Raw genomic sequence first — 1310 nt, 5'->3', positions numbered from 1 at the left:
ATGTTCCAGACTTCGGTCGCCGCCGCGATGATCGTCAATCCTGCCGTAAGCAGGAGCAGCGCACGCTCGACCAGCTTGAAGAAGGAGAGGCCGAGACGGCTGTTGATCTGGCCCGTGGCGGGCGGAACATCTGGATTGCGCGGCGTCATGGCTGAACTCCATTTTAACACGATCTACTCTTTTGAAGGCGCGCGGCAACCGGGGGCTTGAAAGCGGGCGGCCTCCCCGGCTAAACCCCCGCTCATGACCGACACACCTCCCGACCGCCTCTCCGTAAACCCGCGCAGCCCGCACTATGACTATGACGTGCTCATCCGGGGCGTCGGCGTGCGCTTTCGCGGCGAGGAGAAAACGACCGTCGAGGAGTATTGCGTCTCCGAAGGCTGGATCAAGCTCACCGCCGGCAAGGCGCTGGACCGCAAGGGCAATCCCCTGACGATAACCCTGAAAGGCCCCATCGAGGTCTGGTTCAAGGACGAACCGGCGGCCTGAGCAGCGCCAAATTCGCAAAGACACCCCAAAAGCCCTGTGCGAGCCCTGCCGCGCCGGGAAGGCGGGGGACTAAATGACACTGCACCAGGGCGGGCCATTAAATGCATCGACAACACTCTCACGCAGGTCACCGCTCCCAACTGGAGCGGCGCCGCCACCCGAGCATCCCGGCAATAAGCTAAGCCAAGGCCCGCCAGCCGATATCGCGCCGGCAGAAGCCTTCGGGCCAATCTATGGTATCCACCGCCGCATAAGCACGGTCCACCGCCTCACGCAGCGTGTCGCCGCTAGCGGTGACGTTCAGCACGCGCCCACCCTTTGCGATGATCGTTCCATCTGGCGCCGCATCAGTGCCGGCCTGGAACACTGTGACGCCTCCGATCTTGCCGGCTTCCTTCAGCCCACGGATCACGCTGCCCTTGCCATAGGGGCCCGGATATCCCTTCGCGGCCATCACCACGGTAGCGGTCGGCTTGAAGCGCTCCAACTCGAACAACGATTCAAACGCTGCTTCATTGCCCTTCAGCCCACCCGTCGCGGATGCAAGGATCGCAGGCACAATATCGCCCGCCAGGCCCGCCATCAGCACCTGGCATTCCGGGTCCCCGAAGCGGGCGTTGAACTCGACCACCTTCGGGCCGTCCGCCGTCACCATCACGCCGATATACAGCACGCCCTGATACGGCATACCGTCCTTCGCCATACCCTTCAGCATCGGCGCGGCGATCTCGCGCTTCACGCGCTCCATGATCTCGGTACTGACGACCGGCGCCGGCGCATAGGCGCCCATGCCGCCGGTGTTCGGCCCGGTATCGCCG

At 64.0% G+C, this 1310-nt stretch carries 2 protein-coding genes; one reads left to right on the top strand and one right to left on the bottom strand.

What is annotated here, in order from left to right; genetic code table 11:
* Window positions 1-243: 243 nt before the first annotated feature.
* The gene (locus WEA77_RS02390; protein ID WP_368066271.1) at window positions 244-492 is read left to right on the top strand and encodes a DUF3297 family protein; all 249 of its coding nucleotides are present in this window, start codon (window positions 244-246) and stop codon (window positions 490-492) included.
* Window positions 493-670: 178 nt separating this feature from the next.
* Here WEA77_RS02390 and WEA77_RS02385 read toward each other — a convergent pair.
* Window positions 671-1310: phosphoribosylamine--glycine ligase (locus tag WEA77_RS02385; protein ID WP_368066270.1), on the bottom strand; the 640-nt coding region annotated here is incomplete at its 5' end.

Origin of the sequence: Hyphomonas sp., assembly GCF_040882205.1 — a bacterium.
Lineage (GTDB): Bacteria > Pseudomonadota > Alphaproteobacteria > Caulobacterales > Hyphomonadaceae > Hyphomonas.
The sequence above is the reverse complement of the archived record's forward strand: the minus strand, read 5'-3'. Positions and strand labels throughout refer to the sequence as shown.